Source organism: Novosphingobium sp. HNCC26DJ243 (assembly GCF_057180545.1).
In genome coordinates, this window is the sequence record NZ_JBXUGN010000001.1 from 1,035,442 (window position 1) to 1,054,311 (window position 18,870).

Sequence of the window (18,870 nt, forward strand, 5' to 3'; positions counted from 1 at the left end):
GTCACCGGTCATTGGGGCACAACTGCCACGGGCAGTCCCAAGGGCAATGGCCGATCTCCGGGCAGCGCCGCCTCGACCATGAACACCAGCTTGGCGCGCGCATGCTCGGAATAGATCACCGGCGGCGTGAACTCGGCCCGGGGCGCGATGTAACTGACTTTCGCCTCGTGCCGGCCCGGTCCGCAACCATCGCAGGTAAAGCGTACTTTGGCACCGATGTTCAGGGCCGCCACCCGATCCTGCGGCACGAAGAAGCGCAGCTTTCGCTGATCGTCGGGCAGCACGGCCAGCACCGGCTGGTTGGCCGGCACCCACTCGCCGGGATCGTAGAAGGTCTGCTCGATCACGCCCTTTACCCTGGCGCGCGGTGCGATTTCCTGCCGCCTGCGGTCCTGCGCGCGCTGGGCCGCTTCTGCCGCGCTTACGCTTGCGGTTGCGGCGACCTGCTGTTCGGGCCTGCCTGCCGAGAGCGCTCCGCTGGCGATCTGCGCGCGCGCCTGTCGCACGGCGGCGCTGGCCGAATCACGCGCGGCCCGCGCGGCGTCGAGCTGCGTCCGGCTGGCAAAGCCCTTGCCCGCCAGGGCGGCCATGCGCGCAAAGTCAGCTTCGGCGCGAACGGCCTGAGCCTGTGCCGAAGCCAGCGCTGCGCTTGCTGCGGCCTGTTCGGGCGCACGGTTGCGGCCCTGGCTGAGGTCCGCTGCCTGCGCGCGCGCCGCAGCTGCCTGCGCCGAGAGTTGTGCGGCCTCGGCATCGGCGGTCTGTGGATCGAGCGTGAACAGCGCAGCGCCGGGCGTGACCGCCTGTCCGCGCGAAACCGGTCGCGATGCCAGTGTGCCCGCAACCGGCGCAGCAATCATCAGCCGCTCACCCTCGACATAGCCAAGCCAGCGCTCGCCCTCGTCTGGGGGTGCAAAGAACCAGTAGGCCAGTCCTCCTGCAGCGAGCAGTCCCACCACGACGACCGGCTTCGGCAATGCCTTCATGCCCCGCTCCCCTTGCCCAGACCCGCCAGGATCAACCCGGCATGGTTCTCTGCCATCCATTCGATGTCGAGCGGCTCTGCCCCCACCGGCTCGAACACGTTGCGCCAAAGCGCCGCGAAGATGATTCCACCCGCGACGCTGCGTGCGGCCATCTTCGGGTCGGTACAGGCAAACTCCCCCCGTCCGATGCCGTGGATGATCAGTCGCTCGACCGCGCCGAGCACGCAGATCAGCGCGGTTTCGTGATAGAACCGCGCCAGTTCCGGAAAATTGCGTCCTTCGCCCACGATCAGGCGTGGCAGGAATGCCATCTCGGGGCTCGCCATGCGGGCCATCGCGTTCTTGATGAAGCCCCGCAGCAGCGCGGCCGCAGGTAACTGGCCATAGTCGCTCGGCAGCAGCGTCGGCATGATTTCGGTGATGACGCCAGAGACCAGCGCCCGGAACAGCGCCTCCTTGCTGTCGAAGGCAAGGTAGAGCGCCGCACGGCTGATGCCGACCCGCCGGGCAACGTCTTCCATCCGGCTGGCGGCAAAGCCGCGCTGGGCAAACTCCTCGCGCGCGGCATCGAGGATGCGTTCGCGACGATCGGCGGGAGTGACTCTCGGCATGGATCGATAATAACTGACGCGTGCGTCAAGTAAATCGAAAAAAAGGCGGCGACGATGGCGACCGGTCGCGTGGGGTGCGATGGTGGATCGAGCCGCGCGCTCGTCGCCGCACGGCAGAAAAAGGTATTCTGCGGTCTTGGCAGGATAGACGGACACGCTCGGGTTTGCGTGCCGTTTTCCTACTTACGCATTTGGCGCTATGCCGCCCCGAGGCCGACCACCCGATGCGTTCCCCAAGTGCGACACGGAGGGCGGGTTTTGCTTCCCTGGACAGTGTAAACCTGTGTCAACCTTGCCCGGCCTGCACTCGCGCCTTGCCCTTCGCGCCAAGCGGTTGCATAGGCCCGCGCAAGATTCTCCACTTTCATAAGTCCGAAAGGCCCGTCGATGAAGGTTCGCGTCCTGGTCACCCTCAAGAACGGCGTGCTCGATCCGCAGGGCCGCGCCATCCATCATGCGCTCGAAGGTCTCGGCTTCGAAGGCGTCAATGATGTCCGCGCCGGTCGCGTGATCGAACTCGACGTGGCCGACAGCACCACCGACGAAGCGCTTGACGAGATGTGCCGGAAGCTTCTTGCCAACATGGTGATCGAGAACTTCCGCATCGAAAAGGCTGCCTGAGCAGGAGCGCAAGACATGGCCTTCACCTCCGCCGTCATCACCTTCCCCGGCTCGAACTGCGATCGCGACATGGCCGTGGCGATCGAACAGGTCTGCGGCGGCACCGTCCACCGCGTCTGGCACGGCGATGCCGACCTGCCCGAAGGACTCGATTTCATCGCCCTGCCCGGTGGCTTCTCGTACGGCGACTATCTGCGCTCGGGCGCGATGGCCGCACGTTCGCCGGTGATGCAGGCCGTGGTCCGCGCCGCAGAGCGCGGTGTCACGGTGCTGGGCGTCTGCAACGGCTTCCAGGTCCTGACCGAGGCCGGCCTGCTTCCGGGCGCGTTGATGCGCAATGCCGGCATCCGGTTCGTCTGCCGCGACGTGAAGCTCAAGGTCGAGAACAACCAGTCGCTGTTCACCGCAGGCTACGACGCAGGTCAGCAGATCACGATCCCCGTGGCGCACCATGACGGCAACTACTTCGCAGACGATGCCACGCTCGACCGGATCGAAGGCGAAGGCCGCGTCGCGTTCCGCTATGCCGATGCGGTCAACGGATCGGCTCGTAACATTGCGGGCGTGCTGAACGATCGCGGCAACGTGCTGGGCATGATGCCGCATCCCGAACGCATGATCGAAGCGGCGCATGGCGGCACCGATGGCCGCGCGCTGTTCGAAAGCGTCGTCCGCGGACTGGTCGAAGCCTAACCCGCCGCGCGTTCGCGGAAGCGCGTCTGACCGAACAGGGCCAGCGCGTCGACCGTGTTCATCGGGCGGCCAAAGTAGTAGCCCTGGATTTTCTTGCAGCCGAGCTTGCGGATCATATCCAGCTCCGCCTCGGTCTCCACGCCTTCGGCGGTCGTGGACATCTCGAGGCTGTCGGCCATGGCCACGACCGCACGCACGATGGCGAGGCTCTCCGGGTTGTCCTTGGCCGCGCCCTGCACGAAGCTGCGATCGACCTTGATCGTCGAGAAGCGCATGCGGCGCAGGTAGCCGAGCGAGGAATAACCGGTTCCGAAATCATCCAGCGCCACGCCGCAACCGATCCCCATCAGGTTCTCGAGCGTCATTTGCGCAGTCGTGCCATCGCGCACGAAAATGCTTTCGGTCACTTCGATCTCGAGCCGGTGCGGCGGCAGGCCGGTCGATGCCAGGGCCCCTACGACCGTCTCTGCAAAGTAGGGATCGAGCAGCTGCTCGCCCGAAACGTTGACCGCGATCTTCACGTGCGGCGGCCAGTTCATCGCCTCCTGGCATGCCGTGCGCAGGACCCATTCGCCGATCGGCACGATCAGGCGGGTGTCCTCGGCCAGCGGAATGAACTTCACCGGGCTGACGAAGCCATGCTCCGTACTGTTCCAGCGGATCAGCGCCTCGAAGCTGACGACCTGCTCGCTCATCGCATCGACGACCGGCTGATACATCAGCGAGAATTCGTTGCGCTCCAGCGCGTGGCGCAGCGAGAACTCGAGTTTGCGCCGCTCTTCGGCATGGGCGTGCAGCGAAGGCTCGTAAAGGCAGTGACGTCCACCGCCCTCGTCCTTGGCGCGGTAGAGCGCAAGGTCGGCATTGCGCAGCAGCGTTTCGACGGTGGCCCCATCGCGCGGACCGATGGCCGAGCCGACGCTGGCGCCGACGTAGAGCGTATGGTGATCGACTTCATAGGGCCGTGACAGGGTCGAGATGATTGCCTGCGAAAGCTCGTCGATGCGGGTGACATCGGCAGCATCGCGCATGACCACGCCGAATTCGTCGCCGCCAAGCCGGCCACAGACCTCGCCGTCGCGCGTGATCAGGCGCAGGCGCTCTGAAACCATGGCCAGCAATTGGTCGCCCACGAGGTGGCCGAGCGTATCGTTGACCGCCTTGAACCGATCGAGATCGATCATCAGGAAGGCGCATTGTGTGCGCCACTTCTCGGCATAGCTCATTGCATCGCCGACAGCCTCGGTCAGCATGAGGCGATTGGGCAAGCCGGTCAGGGTATCGTAGCGCGCAAGATAGGCGATCTTCTCGGCGCTCTCGCGCTGCTCGGTCACGTCCGAACCGACGCCGCGGAAGCCAACGAACGTGCCGTTCTCGTCGACCTTCGGCGAGGCCGACAGCTCCCACCAGCGATGACTGCCGTGCAGCGTCACGCGAACGAGAAGGTTGGAGAAGCTTTCACGGCGCTTCAGGCGTTCGGCCAGATCGTGCAGGCTCGAATGGAAATGCCCGCTCTCCCACGAGGGCCCGGCAATGAGCTGGATCAGCGGCTTGCCATCCGCATCCTCGGGATCCTCGCCCAGTGCGAAGGCGAAACGGGGGCTGACAGAACGCACGCGGCGATTGGCATCGACCTGCCACAGCCAGTCGGCATCGCCTTCCTCGAATTCGCGCAGCAGCAGGGAAACGACCTCGCTCTTTTCCGCCATGCCCGCTTCGGCAACACGCGCGCCAAGGAATGTGCGCGCTGCTTCGACAGCGCCGACAGAAACAATCGCGACGAAGGCCGCGGCAACAGCCGCTGCTGTCAGTTCGCCTTCGAACAGGAACACGCCCAGCGCCGAGACGCCGACGATGACCGAGAACAGCACCGTGGCCATGGGCATGGCCGCAAACGAGACCGCCATCCCGGTCATCAGCATGGCCAGCACGGTCCACAGCGTCATGCGCTCCGCCGGACTGCCAAACGGGCCGAACACGAGCATCGGCACGGCCCAGACGAGCGCCACGAACAGCGAGCTGAGTGTCTGGCGATGCATTTCCTGACGACTTATGCGCCTGCGATCGGCATCGATTAGTGATCGATCGAATCGCGCCCCCGAAATCAGGACGCCGACAAGCAGCGCCATCCAGCCAACGAGCAGGACCGGATGGATGCGCGTGCTGTAGGTCTGCAGGACCAGCAGCGCAGCCAGTGCGTGGCCGAGCAGACGGGCAAAGGTCAGGCGGGCAAGGCTGGAATACTGCAGACCGCGCAGACGGCCCCAGTCCCCATCTGCCGGATCGCGCAGGCCAATCACTGCGAGCATCGGCAGCCGCGCCGGACCGGATTCATTCGAGGGTGTTTGCGAGTAAGTCACATCGGGACAAATACATGTGATTCATTAGCCAATCGTAAGCGACAAAGCGTTGTGCAAGCTTCTCACGCTGCACACAAAATGGCCCGCCGCACCCCTGAAAGGTGCGACGGGCCGGACTTTCCTCCCCAGGAAAGGTCCATTCAGGCAGCGGGGATCAACGCCCCATGGCGCTGCCAAGCCGGTGGTAGAGGTGCGAGAACTTCACCGATTCGGGCTGGTCCTCGATCGCCTTGAGATAGTGCAGTACGGCCTCGCGGATCAGCTTGAAGTCCTCGGTAGAGAGGACCGCGCGGGCACGAGCAGGTTCAGCCATTGTCAGTCTCCTTGGATCTTCGTGGCATGATTGCCGCGAACTTTGCCTGCCGTCAGGCAGCAAACTGGTTCATCGTGTTGGCAGCGCCGCCAGCCTTCAGGGCAGCCTCGCCGGCGAAGTATTCCTTGTGATCGTCGCCGATGTCCGAACCCGACATGTTCTGGTGCTTCACGCAGGCGATGCCCTGGCGGATTTCTTGGCGTTGGACGCCCTTGACGTAGCCCAGCATGCCCTGTTCGCCGAAGTACTCCCTGGCGAGATTGTCGGTGCTCAGCGCAGCCGTGTGATAGGTCGGCAGCGTGATCAGGTGGTGGAAGATGCCCGCCTGCGCCGCAGCATCGCGCTGGAAGGTGCGAATGCGTTCGTCGGCTTCGTCGGCAAGTTCGGTGCCGTCATAATCCACGCTCATCAGCTTGGTGCGATCGTAGGCACTGACATCCTTGCCGGCTTCCACCCACGCATCATAGACTTGCTGGCGGAAGTTCAGCGTCCAGTTGAAGCTGGGCGAGTTGTTGTAGACCAGCTTGGCATTGGGGATGACCTCGCGAATGCGGCTGACCATGCCGCCGATCTGACCGATGTGCGGCTTCTCGGTTTCGATCCACAGCAGGTCAGCGCCGTTCTGCAGCGAAGCAATGCTGTCCATCACGCAACGGTCCTCGCCGGTTCCGGGGCGGAACTGGAACAGGTTGGAAGGCAGGCGCTTGGGGCGCATCAGCTTTCCGTCGCGGGCGATCAGAACATCGCCGTGGCTCAGGTTCGCGGGATCGACTTCGTCACAGTCGAGGAAGGCGTTGTATTGATCGGCAAGGTCGCCCGCTTCACGGGTGTAGGCGATCTGCTTGGTCAGCCCTGCGCCGAGCGAGTCGGTGCGGGCAACGATCACCCCATCGTCGACGCCGAGTTCCATGAAGGCGTAGCGGACTGCACGGATCTTCGCGAGAAAGTCTTCGTGCGGAACGGTCACCTTGCCGTCCTGGTGGCCGCACTGCTTTTCGTCCGAGACCTGGTTCTCGATCTGGATGCAGCACGCGCCGGCTTCGATGAACTTCTTGGCAAGCAGGTAGGTCGCCTCGGCATTGCCGAAGCCTGCGTCGATGTCGGCGATGATCGGAACGACGTGCGTTTCGAAGTCGTCGATCTTGTGCAGTAGCCGGTGCGTGTTGACCGCATCGCCCGCAGCCTTGGCAGCGTCGAGTTCGCGGAACAGCCCGCCCAGTTCACGGGCATCGGCCTGCTTGAGGAAGGTGTAGAGTTCGGCGATCAGATCCGAAACGCTGGTCTTTTCGTGCATCGACTGGTCAGGCAGCGGGCCGAACTCGCTGCGCAACGCCGCGACCATCCAGCCCGACAGGTAGAGGTAGCGGCCCTTTGTGGTGCCGAAGTGCTTCTTGATGGCGATCATCTTCTGCTGGCCGATGAACCCGTGCCAGCAGCCGAGCGACTGGGTGTACTTTGCGGGATCGGCGTCATAGGCAGCCATGTCGCGGCGCATGATCTTGGCGGTGTAACGCGCAATGTCGATGCCGGTCAGGAAGCGGTTCTGCAAGCGCATGCGTGCAACCGATGCCGCTTCGATGCCATCCCAGGTCTGGTCGAATGGTGCGATGGCCTTGCGCGCCTCGGCGATGGTCTGCTGGTAGGTCATGGTCCCGATTCCCTTGTTCGGCAAAATGTTCGTCTGAAGCGGGGATAGGCCCGATGCTGCGGTGCGGGAATGACCATCGCAGTCTTGTTGTCAAACTTTACAGAATATGCTTGTAAATTTGTGCAGCACACACAGGAACCTATGGCATGGCTCTACGACCGCTTTATCTTGGCCCGCGCCTGAAGCGGTTGCGCCGCGAACTGGGCCTGACCCAGCAAGCCATGGCCGACGAACTGGGCATATCGCCAAGCTACATCGCTCTGATCGAGCGTAACCAGCGTCCGCTTACGGCCGATCTGCTGCTGCGATTGGCGCGTGCCTACAAACTCGACATGGCCGACCTTGCTGCCGATGATCGCGACGACTATGCGCGCCGCCTTTCCGATGCCTTGCGCGATCCGATCTTTGCCGACATCGACCTGCCCGCGCTGGAGGTGGCCGACGTGGCCGCGAGCTTTCCCGCGGTAACCGAGGCGATGCTCCGTCTTTACGGAGCATGGCAGCGCGAACAGCAGGCCTTGGCCGAGCAGCGCCAGGCCGTGCCCGGCAGCAGCGCGAGCGATCCGGTGGGCGAGGCCCGGCGTTTCGTGGCGGGGCGGCGCAACTACTTCCCCACCATCGATTCGCGCGCAGAAGAGCTTTCGGTCGAGATCGACAAGGCGGGCGGGCCGCACGAATGGCTGCGCGCGCAAGGGGTGCGCGTGCGTTTCCTGCCGCCCGACGTGATGATGGATGCGATCCGGCGTTATGACCGCCACAACGAACAGCTGCTGGTCGACGACACGCTATCAGCGTCGAGCCGCACCTGGCAACTCGTCCAGCACATTGCCTATACCGCGCTGCGACCGGAAATCGCGGCGATCGTGCGCGGAGAGAGTTTTGCGAGTCTGACGGCTGCCAACCTCGTCCGCCGCGCTCTGGCGGGCTATGCGGCGGCTGCGCTGCTCATGCCCTATGATCGCTTCGCCCGAGCCGTCGATGCGCGCCGATATGATATCGAGGCGCTGGCCGGCCTGTTCGGCACAAGCTTCGAACAGGTTGCGCACCGGCTGACAACGCTCAACCGGACGGGACAGGAGCGCGTGCCGTTCTTCTTCATTCGCGTCGATGCGGCGGGCAACGTCTCGAAGCGGCTGGACGGCGCGGGCTTTCCTTTCGCGGCGCACGGCGGGGGTTGCCCGCTATGGAACGCGCACGACGCCTTCCGCACGCCCGGACAGATCGTGACGCAATGGCTCGAACTGCCCGATGGGCAGCGCTTCTTCTCGCTCGCGCGGACGGTGTCATCGGGGGGTGGCGGCTACGACCGCCCGGTCACCACGCGCGCCATCGCCCTTGCCTGCGCGGCCGAACATGCACCAAAGCTGATCTATGCGGCCGGAGCAGATCCCAGAACCATGGCCGCAACGCCGATCGGCGTGACCTGCCGTCTGTGCCACCGCGCGCAGTGCACAGCGCGGGCCGAACCACCGATCGGGCGCGAGATCCTGCCCGACGACTACCGCCGCGCGGCCGAGCCCTTCAGCTTTGCGGAGAGCTGAGCCAGTATCGGATGACCATGGCCACGATGCCTAGCGCGAGGACGCTGCCAAGCCAGATCGCCGCCATCCAGCCCATGCGTTGCCACAACGGGCGCGCCTCGGCCTCGTCGGCCCCTTCGAGACGCGGATCAATGATAGCCATGGCTGCCGACCTTTCCGCGAAACACCCAGTAGGCCCAGCCGGTGTAGATCAGGATCAGCGGCATGATCACCGCAACTCCGACGAGCATGAAGACCTGAGAGCGATGTGGTGCCGCGGCATCCCAGATCGAGATCGTCTGCGGCACGACCCACGGCCACATCGATGCGCCCAGGCCGATCATGCCGAGCAGGAACAGCGCAAGCGTCAGCACGAACGGCAGCCAGGCGTGCCGCTTGCCTAGCGAGCGCAACAACGTGATCGCGACCACACCCGTGACCAGCGGCACCGGGGCCAGCCAGAAGATCATCGGTTGCGCGAACCAGCGCTGAAAATACTGCCCGGCAAGGAACGGCGTGGCGAGGCTGACCAATGCCATCAGGCCGAGCGTGGACCACGCGGCCTTTCGCGCTAAGCCGAAAGCCTTGTCCTCGGCGGTGCCCTCCACCTTGAGCGCGAGCCAGCACGAGCCAAGAAGCGCGTAGCCGGCAACCACGCCGATGCCGGTCAGCAGCGAATAGGGCGATAGCCAGTCGAGCCAGCCACCGGCATAGGCCCGGCCTTCCACGTGGATGCCTTGAAGCAACGCGCCCAGAATGATGCCCTGCGACAGCGCAGCGACCAGCGAACCTGAGAAAAACGCCATGTCCCAGAATGCGCGGTGGCGCGGGTCGCGCCAGCGGAACTCGAAGGCCACTCCGCGGAACACGAGGCCCAGCATCATCGCGATTATCAGCGGGTAGGTTGCCGGCAGGATGATCGCATAGGCGAGCGGGAATGCAGCCAGCAGCCCGCCCCCGCCCAGCACCAGCCAGGTCTCGTTGCCATCCCATACCGGCGCAATGGCGTTCATCGCCTGGTCGCGCTCCTCGCCCGGCGCGAAGGCCGGGAACAGGATGCCGATGCCGAGGTCGAAACCGTCCATGACCACGTACATGAACACGGCAAAGGCGATGATGACTGCCCAGATCACGGCAAGATCGAACATCACACCGCTCCTTCGTTCTGCTGGGCGGGCGTGATGCCTGCCGAGCGGATGGGCGCGCGTTCGTCCTGCTCAGGCCCCTCCTCATGCGGATGGGGCGGATCACGCATCAGACGCAGGAGATACCATGTGCCGGTGCCGAACACCGCGAAATAGACAATCACGAACGCCAACAGCGAGGCTGCCACAGCAGGTGCGGCGATCGGGCTGACGGAGTCAGACGTGCGCAGCAGGCTATAGACCGTGAACGGCTGGCGGCCGACTTCGGTCGTCACCCAGCCTGCGATCACCGCGACGAACCCGGATGGCCCCATGACGATTGCGGCGCGGTAGAGCGCGGGCCAGTCATAGAGTTTTTTGCGCGCGCGCGCGATCAGGCTCCACAGCCCGAGGCCGAGCATCGCGAACCCGAGGCCCACCATGATGCGGAACGACCAGAACACGATCCACACCGGCGGACGGTTTTCAGGCGCAATGGTATCGAGGCCGGCGAGCGGCGCATCAAGATCGTGCTTGAGTATCAGGCTCGATGCCTTGGGAATGCCCAGCGCGTAACGCAGGGTCTGCGCCTTGTCGTCGGGGATGCCGAAGAGATAGAGCGGCGCGCCCTCTGCGTGGCTATGGTAGTGCCCTTCCATCGCCATGACCTTGGCGGGCTGATGCTCGAGCGTATTGAGCCCGTGCATGTCGCCTGCAAGGATCTGGATCGGCGCGACGATCGCCGCCATCCACATCGCCATCGAGAACATCTTGCGCGCGTGAAGGTTGGCGCGATCCTTGAGCAGGTGCCACCCACCCACGGCGCCGACGACGAAGGCAGTCGTGAGATACGCTGCGATCACCGTGTGAACGAGGCGATAGGGGAAACTGGGATTGAAGATGATCGCGAGCCAGCTCGGGCCGGGCAAGAATTCGCCGTGCGCGCCGATCTCGAAGCCGGTGGGGGTCTGCATCCACGAATTGACCGAGAGGATCCAGAAGGCCGAGATGAACGTGCCCACTGCCACCATCAGCGTGGCCGCAAAGTGAAGGCCCTTGCCGACGCGCTTCATGCCGAACAGCATCACGCCAAGGAATCCGGCCTCAAGGAAAAACGCGGTCAGCACCTCGTAGGCCATGAGCGGCCCGATCACGCCCCCGACCTTGTCCGAAAACACCGACCAGTTGGTGCCGAACTGATAGGACATCACCAGCCCCGAGACGACGCCCATCGCGAAGGCGACCGAGAAGATCTTCAGCCAGTAGCGGAACAGGTCGAGATAGAGCGCCTTGCCGGTCTTCAGCCACAGCGCTTCCAGCACCGCAAGATAGCTGGCGAGGCCGATCGAGAACGCCGGGAAGATGAAATGAAAGCTTACCGTGAAAGCAAATTGCATCCGCGCCAGAACAAGCGCGGTGCCGTGCGGATCGAGTCCTGCAAACATTGTCATTTCCCCCGCCATGTCGGCCACTTCGGGATCGGCGTCTTCTGACGGCGCCTTGGGTCGCTGCGTTAGGCCTGCATGAGCAGATGCTAAAGTGATTTTGTTGCGTGACGCTTGCAGTTTTCGCAAGCCACTACCCCCCATCGGGCTCATGCGTTCCAGCAAACTTGCAGCCACGGGCCTTGGCGGCTATCGGCGCCGCTCTTCCCTTCCCGTCTTGCCCGCGCGCGATGAAACCGACGCGCTTGAAGGAACCGGCTTTTGTCCAAGATCATCCCGATTGCCGACGTCGATGCCGCGCTGGTCGAGCAGGTGCTCGATCAGGCGTTCGAACCGGAACGGCATCAGCGAACCGCCTACAAGGTGCGCGAGGGGACAGAGGCGCTCGGTAACCTGTCGTTCGCAGCGCTCGACGATGACGACATGCTGGCGGGCACGATCCAGTGCTGGCCGGTGGGCCTGACCGACCCGCAGGGGCGCTGCCACCCGATGATCATGGTCGGGCCCGTGGCGGTCCTGCCGCATCTGCAGGGCCACGGCTTCGGCAAAGCGCTGATGACCGCGGCACTCACCGCGATCGACCCCCGCGCGCCACTTCCACAAGTGCTGATCGGCGATCCCGAATATTACGGGAGGTTCTTCGGCTTTTCCAATGCGCAGACGGGGCAGTGGCAGCTTCCCGGCCCGTTCGAGCAGCATCGCCTGCTCTGCCGCACCGCCAATCCCGCCGTCCTGCCGCAAGAGGGCACGTTGGGCCCTTGGCGGCGCTGACCTGATCTGGCATCGGCCCAAGTGAAACGAGATGCCGATGCCATATTGCCCGCCCCCCGAACTCGCATCCCTGAGCCTTGCCGAACTGGCGAGCCAGGTTGCCGCACGAAAGCTGCCGCCGCTCGACCAGTGGAGCCCGCAGTCGACCGGCGACAGCGAGATGCGCATCGCAGCCGACGGCCGCTGGTATCATCAGGGCGGCGAAATTCGTCGGCCTGCGATGGTCAGGGCCTTCTCTTCGCTGCTGATGCGCGATGACGCCGGTCAGCACTGGCTGGTCACACCGTTCGAACGCCTGTCGATCGCGGTGGAGGACGCAGCGTTCATCGCCACCGACATGCTGGCGATGAGCGACGACGAAGGCCGCCCCGCCCTCGCCTTTCGTCTCAATACCGATGATCTGGTGGTCTGCGGGCCCGAACACGTCCTGCGCGTTGGCGGCACTGTCGACGTTCCGTCGTTCTACATCTCCGTCCGCCACGGCACGGAAGCCCGCCTCAACCGCAGCACTTATGGCCAACTGATCGACCATGCGATCGCGCGGGGCGGCGACGAGCTCGCGGTGGAAAGCATGGGCCTGCGCTTCGCGCTGGTGCCGCCGGCATGAGCCTGCTCGACCGACTCACCCGGCTTTACGAGTTGGGCCACCGCGAGCCCGCCCGCGACCTTTACGAGGACTGGCGCCCGCTTCCCGACGATCCCCTGCGCCCCGCCGCCGTGCTGATCGCGGTGACCGACCGTGGCGATCACCCTGATGGCCCCGGCGTGCTGCTGATTCATCGCCCCTCGCACATGCGCGCGCACCCGGGACAGGCGGCGTTTCCGGGCGGCAAGATTGATCCCGGCGAGACCCCGCGCGAAGCCGCGCTGCGCGAGGCGCACGAAGAACTCGGGCTCCGTCCCGAAGACGTGACCGTAATCGGCGAAACCGACCGCTTCCGGACCGGCACAGGCTACGACATCACGCCCGTCCTCGCGATGATCCCGCCCGACCTTGCGCTCGTGCCTAACCCCGCCGAAGTCGCGGACTGGTTCGAGCCCCCGCTCGGCTTCGTGCTGGACAGCGGGCGGCATGAATGGAAATCTGCCGACTGGAACGGTCGCACGGGCCGCTATATCGAGATCATGTGGAACCAGCATCGCATCTGGGGTGTGACGGCCGCGATCATATCCAACCTGTCGAAGCGGATCGCCTGGCATGACTGAACGCATGATTGAGCGCCTGCCCGCAGCAGAATGGACCGCGCGCGAGGATCTCGCCGCGCTAGTCGCCGCGCTCGACCCGCAGGCCGAAGGCAATTGCCGCTGGGTTGGCGGCGTGGTGCGCGACACGATCCTCGGGACCGCGCCCAAGGATATCGACATGGCGACGACGCTCGTGCCCGAGGAAACAATGCGCCGCCTCGGTGCCGCGGGCATCAAGGCCGTACCTACCGGAATCGCGCATGGCACAGTGACCGCCGTACTCGGCAGCGGGACGGTCGAGATAACCACCCTGCGCCGCGACGTTTCGACCGATGGCCGACACGCCACGGTCGCTTTCTCGACCAACTGGCGCGACGATGCCGCACGGCGCGATTTCACGATCAACGCGCTCTATGCCGACCCGCGCAGCCTTGCGCTGTTCGACTATCACGATGGCCTGTCCGACCTTGCCGCGCGCCACGTGCGCTTCATCGGCGATGCGCGCGAACGCATTCGCGAAGACTACTTGCGCATTCTGCGCTACTTCCGCTTTCAGGCGCGGTTCGGGTCGATCCCGGCCGATGCCGAGGCCGAGAGTGCTGTTTCCGAACTGGCGCCCGGCATGAAAGGCCTCTCGCGCGAACGCGTGGGCTGGGAACTGATGAACCTGCTAGGCCTGCCTTCGCCTGCATCCACTGTGCAGCGCATGGCGGAGCTTGGCGTTCTGGCACAAGTCCTGCCCGAGGCGGGCGAAGCCGGCCTACGCCAATTGGCCGCGCTTGAAAGAGTCGAGCTGGCCGAAGCCGTCGAGGGCACAGCGGTGCGCAGGCTGGCCGCGCTTCTTCCTGCTGATCCTGCCGTGGCCGAACTGGTCGCGGCGCGGCTTCGTCTGTCGCTTGCACAGCGCAAGCGTCTGGCATCGGCCGCTGGGCGCGACGAGCTGCCACGCGATCCCCGGGGCCTCGCCTATCGCATCGGCATCGAGGAGGCGCGCGATCGGCTGCTGTTGGCAGGTGCCGGTATCCGGCCGCTGGCTGGCTGGACGGTACCGGTCTTTCCCCTTAAAGGTGGCGAGATCGTGGCGCGCGGTATCACGGCTGGACCGATGGTCGCTCGAACGCTGCGTCAAGTCGAAGAGCTCTGGATCACAGAGGGTTTTCCGGACGCCGCGCGAGTCTCCGCACTGCTCGATGAAGTCCTGGCGCATACCAGCGCACAAGGCGATTGAGGGTCTTCACAGCCGTGCGGGCACCGGGCATCGGCTTCGCCCTGACGAAATGGCGCAGTCTGTCTTCCGAAACCCGCGCCAGAGCATCACGCCCGAGCACCAGCTTGCGCGCATCGGGAACAAAGTTGGACGAATCCTGCCAGAACGATCGACAGGCAGTTGCGTAAAGCATCGGTCGTGGCGCGTCGCTGCTGTTGGCTTGCCCGCGATGCCGAACAAGATAATTCCAGATCATGCAGTCGCCGCGCGCAACCTCGCGCGTGACGGCGCCATCGCCAGTTGGCGGCGCTTCGGCCAAGTGATGCGATCCCAAGAGAAACTCGGTCGATCCGTTGTGCTCGTTGACATCGACCAGCGGTATCGAAATCGTCAACGCGAATGGCGGAAGTTTGCCCGCAAACGGGGTGTCTGCGTAAAGGTTCGGATTGTCCGAGTGCAATTGCTGCAATGTCGCCCCCGGAAACGACGTGATTATACCGAAGGATTCATAAACCCAGCTTTCGCCAAGGACTTGATCGAGCAGCGTGAGCAAGGCCGGATGCTGCAGCAGATCGACACAATCACGCATAGCTCCGGCGATCGGAACCAATCCGTTTAATCGGCGCGTGCCCACGATCCAGACATCCTCCGGACGGGGAGCCTCCATGTCGAACGCTCCGGGCAGGACCTTGCGCAAGCTCTGGCGCAAATCATCGATTTGCGAGGCAGGCCACAGCCGCTCCAGCCCGACCACACCATCACGCAAGAGCGCCTCGGCCGCCTCCACTGCAGCTTCCGAGCCGTAATGCGCGATTGGATCGCTCATCTCATCCCTTCCATTCACGCCGATCCTCGGCGGCGCGCAGCACTTCGTACGAAACCTGAAGCTTCTGGAACTGCTCTGCGGCGGCTTTGTCGCCGGGCCTCACATCGGGGTGGACCTCCTTGGCCTTGGTCCGCCATGCCTTCTTCACCGCATCGAAATCGGCATCGGGATCGAGTCCGAGCACTTCGAGCGCGCGCAGTTCGTCACGGCTCCGCGTCCCGTCGCCCGAGCCACCCCACTCGGCCCAGGCAGACTGGCGGAAACCGGCAGCTTCGCCGCGTTCCTCGGCTTCGCGCTGCTCGGCCTCTTCCTTGTCGAGGCCTTCGAAGTAGTTCCAGCCCTGATTGTATTCGGCCGCGTGGCGTGGGCAGAAATACCAGCGATCCGGGTTGTTGGGCGATTTGGGTGCGGGGCAATCGCCCTTTTCGTCGCAGCCTGCGCGATCGCACAGGCGCACCGGCGCAGCCTCGCGCGCGCCTTCGTAGCCGCGCCAGCGAGGAAAGCCCCAGTCAGAAGATCGCCCGTGTCGCGCCATAGGTCTCGTCAAAGCCGCACATTGCAGGAAAGGTCAAGATGGGAAGGCGGCCCGTCCAATGCAAAGGCCCGGACGGACCCCGCCCGGGCCTTCAGATCGAGCCATTCGGATCAGTTGACGGTGACGGTCACCGCGCGACGGTTGCGCGCCCACGAATCCTCGTCGGAGCCGATGGCGAGCGGGCGTTCCTTGCCATAGCTTACGGTTGTCACCCGGCCCGGATCGATCCCGAGGCTGACGAGATAGTTCTTGGCGGCATTGGCGCGGCGCTCACCCAGCGCGATGTTGTAATCGCGGGTGCCGCGCTCGTCGCAGTGGCCTTCGATGGTGATCGACTTGGACGGATAGCGTGCCAGCCACTGGGCCTGGCTCTGCAGGACGCCTTGGTCGGCGGCATCGATGTTGTAGCGGTCGGTATCGAAATTGACCGTGTCCGACATGACCGAGGCGATGAAATCGGCCTGGCTGCCGGGGACAGGGCCGGTCGGTTGCATCGGCTGCGGCGTGGTCTGCGTGGTGCCCGGCTCGGGCGGCAGGGTCTTGGGCTTGGATGCGCAGGCGCCAAGACTCAGGGTGACGGCGGCCAGACCGGCGATCATCAGCGGACGGGACATAAGGGGCTCCTTTCGGATGGGGACGAAGAGGGACAACGCATGGTGATGTTTGCACCGCACAATGACAAGTGACTCAATTCACCTTTGCGGCTTTGCAGATTCAGGGGAGAACCGGGCCCCAGGCAGGATCAGAACCATCGACGGGCGTGTTCAGTTTCCGTTCGTTGCGCCCGGTGAGATCGACTTGCCAGATACCGGTCTTGCCGCTGCCGCGCTCGGTCCGGAAGAACTGGACGATGCGACCATTGGGCGACCATGTCGGCGCTTCATCCTGCCAACTGTCTGTCAGGAAACGCATATCTCCGCCCGAGGGCGAGGTCACCGCGATGCGGAAATTGCCTGCGATGTTGGTGAAGGCGATCTGGTCACCGCGCGGGCTCCACTCTGGCGTGGCGGCGCGGCCCCCGAAGAAACTGATGCGCTTCTGGTTCGAGCCATCGGAGTTCATCACATATATCTGCTGACCGCCCGAGCGATCGCTCTCGAACACGATCTTGCTCCCGTCGGGTGAATAGGACCCACCGACATCGAGCCCCGGCGAATCGGTCAGACGCGTCGAGGGGCCGCCGTTGACCGAAACCCGGTAGATGTCGGTGTTCCCGGCAATCGCCATCGAATAGAGAATCCACTTGCCATCGGGCGACCAGCGCGGCGCGAAGGTGGGATTGGTGCTCGACGTGACCAGCTTCTGCTGTCCGGTGCCGATATTGTAGATGTAGATGCGCGGCGCGCCGTTGAGATAGCTCAGGTAGACGATCTGGCTGTAGTCGGGCGAATAGCGCGGGGTCAACGCGGTGGCCTGCCCGTTGGTGATGAAGCGATGGTTGGCGCCATCGGAATCCATGATCGCCAGCTGCTTGCGGCGGCGATCCTTGGGGCCGGTCTCGGCGATATAGGCGATCTTGCTGTCGAAGAACGGGCTTTCACCGGAGAGACGCGAATAGACCATGTCGGCGCACTTGTGCGCGGCGCGGCGCCATTCCTCGGGCTTAACGACATACCCCTGGCGCGCGAGCTCGCTGCCAAGCGCAACGTCATAGAGATAGCAGCCCACGGTAAGCCTGCCATCGCCATTGGCCTTGACGAAACCCTGCACCAGCATCTCTGCCGAGCGCCCGCGCCAGCCATCGAAGGCAGGCGCGGCAACTTGCGGGAAATCGATGGCCGGCAACGCGTCCGGGCCGACCGGCTTGAACAGCCCGTTGTTGCGCAAATCGTTGAACACCACGCGCGCAACGTTGCGCCCGAGCGCTTCGGTATTGCCGCCCTCGGCAGCAGTGGACACGCTCTCGTTGGTGGGGAATGCGGGGATGGCGATGCCGAGGTCCTGCCATTCGCTTTCGTCGGTGACCGAGCCTGTCAGGCCCTCCTCTTCGGGCGCAGCCTGAGGGGCCGACGAGGAAGGCAGCGCCGCCTGCTGCGCCCCAACCATCGCCGGAACGGTCAGCAGGGTGCCGGCCAGGATCAGATCACGAAGTTTCATTGGGACAGCCTCTTGTCGAACCGGAACGCCGAAATGCGCTTCCAGTTGCCGTAATATTCGTCTGGCAGGTCGAACGGGGCCGCGAGTTGGACCGCGCGAATGGCCAGTTCGACGTGCCGCTTGGCCTGTGCCTCGTTGGAAGGCGTGACGCCCGTCTGGCTGACGAGACGGGGCCTACCGGCAAGACTGCCGTCCGCGTTCAACTCCCACGCCAGCACGGTCACCAGCTTATCGACATCGACGCCTTGCGGACCGGTCCAGTGCGCCTTGATCTGGCGCGCGATGGCACTGGCGAGCGATGCCTTGACCTCTGGCCCGACGACCGCCGCGGCCGGTGTCTTGGCAGTGCCAGGCTTGGTTGTGCCGGGAATGCCCTTGAGAAAGTCGGTTCCGATCCGACTGCCACCCGACGGCGCGTCAGGACGGCGGCGCGGACTCGTGTCGGCAGGCTTTGCCGGAGCAGGCTTGGCGGGCGCGACCTTGGCCGGAGACGGCTTGGCCGGCGCGGGCTTCGGGGGTGCGGGCTTCGGAGGCGCTGGACGGGGCGGCGCAGGCTTTGGCGCCGGGGCAGGCCTTGGCGCAGGCCTTGGCGGTACCGGCTTGGGTGGTGCCGGCCTCGGTGGTGCGGGCTGGGGTGGGGCAGGCTGGGGCGGCGCAGGCTCGATCACCGGTTCGGGCTCGGGCTGCGGCTCACCCAGCTGCGGCGCGACATCGGGTGCTGCCTGCGCCATCGGATCGGGCGAAGTTGACTGGTCGGCGATCTCGTCGGAGAAAGTCACCTCCATCCGTTCAGGCGGCGGCTTGACCGTTTTTCCCGGCGGCGAAAGCGAGAGGGCGACGAGCAGGGCCGCGTGGGCAGCGGCCGCAATGACCAGCCCTGCGCCTTCCTGCTTCGTGAGGCCTCCTGCCATGGGATCTCGCATCGCGTCCG

20 protein-coding genes are annotated in these 18,870 nt (G+C 64.7%); 7 read left to right on the top strand and 13 right to left on the bottom strand.

The window, feature by feature from the left end; translation table 11 throughout:
- Nucleotides 1–8: 8 nt before the first annotated feature.
- Together AC2A04_RS04945 and AC2A04_RS04950 are read right to left on the bottom strand one after the other, a co-directional pair.
- Complete coding sequence (locus tag AC2A04_RS04945) at nt 9–983, bottom strand: HlyD family secretion protein (protein ID WP_484211196.1); 975 nt, start codon at nt 981–983, stop codon at nt 9–11.
- Nucleotides 980–1,594 (bottom strand): TetR/AcrR family transcriptional regulator, encoded by a 615-nt coding sequence (locus AC2A04_RS04950; RefSeq protein ID WP_484211197.1) that lies wholly within the window; start codon nt 1,592–1,594, stop codon nt 980–982. Before AC2A04_RS04950 ends, AC2A04_RS04945 begins: the two co-directional genes overlap by 4 nt.
- Before the next feature lie 387 nt (nt 1,595–1,981).
- On the opposite strand from AC2A04_RS04950, the gene purS reads away from it, so the two are divergent.
- Both purS and purQ read left to right on the top strand, forming a co-directional pair.
- Nucleotides 1,982–2,215 carry a phosphoribosylformylglycinamidine synthase subunit PurS gene (gene purS, locus AC2A04_RS04955; protein WP_484211198.1) on the top strand — a complete coding sequence of 78 codons (234 nt, stop codon included), beginning with the start codon at nt 1,982–1,984 and terminating at the stop codon, nt 2,213–2,215.
- A 15-nt stretch (nt 2,216–2,230) separates the two neighbouring features.
- Nucleotides 2,231–2,908: a phosphoribosylformylglycinamidine synthase subunit PurQ gene (purQ, locus tag AC2A04_RS04960; RefSeq protein ID WP_484211199.1), complete on the top strand. Its 678-nt coding sequence runs from the start codon at nt 2,231–2,233 to the stop codon at nt 2,906–2,908.
- On the opposite strand, the gene AC2A04_RS04965 is transcribed toward purQ, so the two are convergent.
- From AC2A04_RS04965 to AC2A04_RS04975, 3 genes are all read right to left on the bottom strand, one after another.
- The gene (locus AC2A04_RS04965; RefSeq protein ID WP_484211200.1) at nt 2,905–5,217 is read right to left on the bottom strand and encodes a putative bifunctional diguanylate cyclase/phosphodiesterase; all 2,313 of its coding nucleotides are present in this window, start codon (nt 5,215–5,217) and stop codon (nt 2,905–2,907) included. The genes purQ and AC2A04_RS04965 overlap by 4 nt on opposite strands.
- A gap of 205 nt (nt 5,218–5,422) precedes the next feature.
- A complete protein-coding gene (locus AC2A04_RS04970; RefSeq protein ID WP_311507937.1) occupies nt 5,423–5,581 on the bottom strand; it encodes a hypothetical protein in 159 nt (52 codons plus the stop codon).
- Nucleotides 5,582–5,633: 52 nt separating this feature from the next.
- A complete protein-coding gene (locus tag AC2A04_RS04975; protein WP_484211201.1) occupies nt 5,634–7,229 on the bottom strand; it encodes an isocitrate lyase in 1,596 nt (531 codons plus the stop codon).
- Nucleotides 7,230–7,375: 146 nt separating this feature from the next.
- Between AC2A04_RS04975 and AC2A04_RS04980 the strand changes: the two genes are divergently transcribed.
- A complete protein-coding gene (locus tag AC2A04_RS04980) occupies nt 7,376–8,770 on the top strand; it encodes a helix-turn-helix domain-containing protein (protein ID WP_484211202.1) in 1,395 nt (464 codons plus the stop codon).
- On the opposite strand, the gene AC2A04_RS04985 is transcribed toward AC2A04_RS04980, so the two are convergent.
- From AC2A04_RS04985 to AC2A04_RS04995, 3 genes are read right to left on the bottom strand one after another with little or no spacing between them, the layout of a single operon-like run.
- Entirely contained in the window at nt 8,751–8,912 is a 162-nt protein-coding gene (locus AC2A04_RS04985) for a DUF2474 domain-containing protein (RefSeq protein ID WP_484211203.1), read from the bottom strand. The genes AC2A04_RS04980 and AC2A04_RS04985 overlap by 20 nt on opposite strands.
- Nucleotides 8,899–9,897 (bottom strand): cytochrome d ubiquinol oxidase subunit II, encoded by a 999-nt coding sequence (gene cydB / locus AC2A04_RS04990; RefSeq protein WP_484211204.1) that lies wholly within the window; start codon nt 9,895–9,897, stop codon nt 8,899–8,901. Before cydB ends, AC2A04_RS04985 begins: the two co-directional genes overlap by 14 nt.
- A complete protein-coding gene (locus AC2A04_RS04995) occupies nt 9,897–11,318 on the bottom strand; it encodes a cytochrome ubiquinol oxidase subunit I (protein ID WP_484211685.1) in 1,422 nt (473 codons plus the stop codon). Before AC2A04_RS04995 ends, cydB begins: the two co-directional genes overlap by 1 nt.
- 261 nt (nt 11,319–11,579) lie before the next feature.
- On the opposite strand from AC2A04_RS04995, the gene AC2A04_RS05000 reads away from it, so the two are divergent.
- From AC2A04_RS05000 to AC2A04_RS05015, 4 genes are read left to right on the top strand one after another with little or no spacing between them, the layout of a single operon-like run.
- The gene (locus AC2A04_RS05000; RefSeq protein ID WP_484211205.1) at nt 11,580–12,089 is read left to right on the top strand and encodes a GNAT family N-acetyltransferase; all 510 of its coding nucleotides are present in this window, start codon (nt 11,580–11,582) and stop codon (nt 12,087–12,089) included.
- Nucleotides 12,090–12,126: 37 nt separating this feature from the next.
- Nucleotides 12,127–12,696 carry a DUF1285 domain-containing protein gene (locus AC2A04_RS05005; RefSeq protein ID WP_484211686.1) on the top strand — a complete coding sequence of 190 codons (570 nt, stop codon included), beginning with the start codon at nt 12,127–12,129 and terminating at the stop codon, nt 12,694–12,696.
- Complete coding sequence (locus AC2A04_RS05010; protein ID WP_484211206.1) at nt 12,693–13,295, top strand: NUDIX hydrolase; 603 nt, start codon at nt 12,693–12,695, stop codon at nt 13,293–13,295. Before AC2A04_RS05005 ends, AC2A04_RS05010 begins: the two co-directional genes overlap by 4 nt.
- Before the next feature lie 4 nt (nt 13,296–13,299).
- Nucleotides 13,300–14,502 carry a CCA tRNA nucleotidyltransferase gene (locus tag AC2A04_RS05015; protein ID WP_484211687.1) on the top strand — a complete coding sequence of 401 codons (1,203 nt, stop codon included), beginning with the start codon at nt 13,300–13,302 and terminating at the stop codon, nt 14,500–14,502.
- On the opposite strand, the gene AC2A04_RS05020 is transcribed toward AC2A04_RS05015, so the two are convergent.
- The 5 genes from AC2A04_RS05020 to AC2A04_RS05040 form a co-directional block, all read right to left on the bottom strand.
- Nucleotides 14,420–15,307: a phytanoyl-CoA dioxygenase family protein gene (locus AC2A04_RS05020; RefSeq protein ID WP_484211207.1), complete on the bottom strand. Its 888-nt coding sequence runs from the start codon at nt 15,305–15,307 to the stop codon at nt 14,420–14,422. The genes AC2A04_RS05015 and AC2A04_RS05020 overlap by 83 nt on opposite strands.
- Nucleotide 15,308: 1 nt before the next feature.
- Entirely contained in the window at nt 15,309–15,842 is a 534-nt protein-coding gene (locus AC2A04_RS05025) for a J domain-containing protein (protein ID WP_484211208.1), read from the bottom strand.
- Between the two features lie 110 nt (nt 15,843–15,952).
- On the bottom strand, nt 15,953–16,456 hold the full coding sequence (gene pal / locus AC2A04_RS05030; protein ID WP_484211209.1) for a peptidoglycan-associated lipoprotein Pal: 504 nt from the start codon (nt 16,454–16,456) through the stop codon (nt 15,953–15,955).
- 100 nt (nt 16,457–16,556) lie between these two features.
- Nucleotides 16,557–17,939, bottom strand: coding sequence for a Tol-Pal system beta propeller repeat protein TolB (gene tolB, locus AC2A04_RS05035; RefSeq protein WP_484211210.1), 1,383 nt, complete (start codon nt 17,937–17,939; stop codon nt 16,557–16,559).
- Nucleotides 17,936–18,850, bottom strand: coding sequence for a hypothetical protein (locus tag AC2A04_RS05040; RefSeq protein ID WP_484211211.1), 915 nt, complete (start codon nt 18,848–18,850; stop codon nt 17,936–17,938). Before AC2A04_RS05040 ends, tolB begins: the two co-directional genes overlap by 4 nt.
- Nucleotides 18,851–18,870 lie beyond the last annotated feature (20 nt).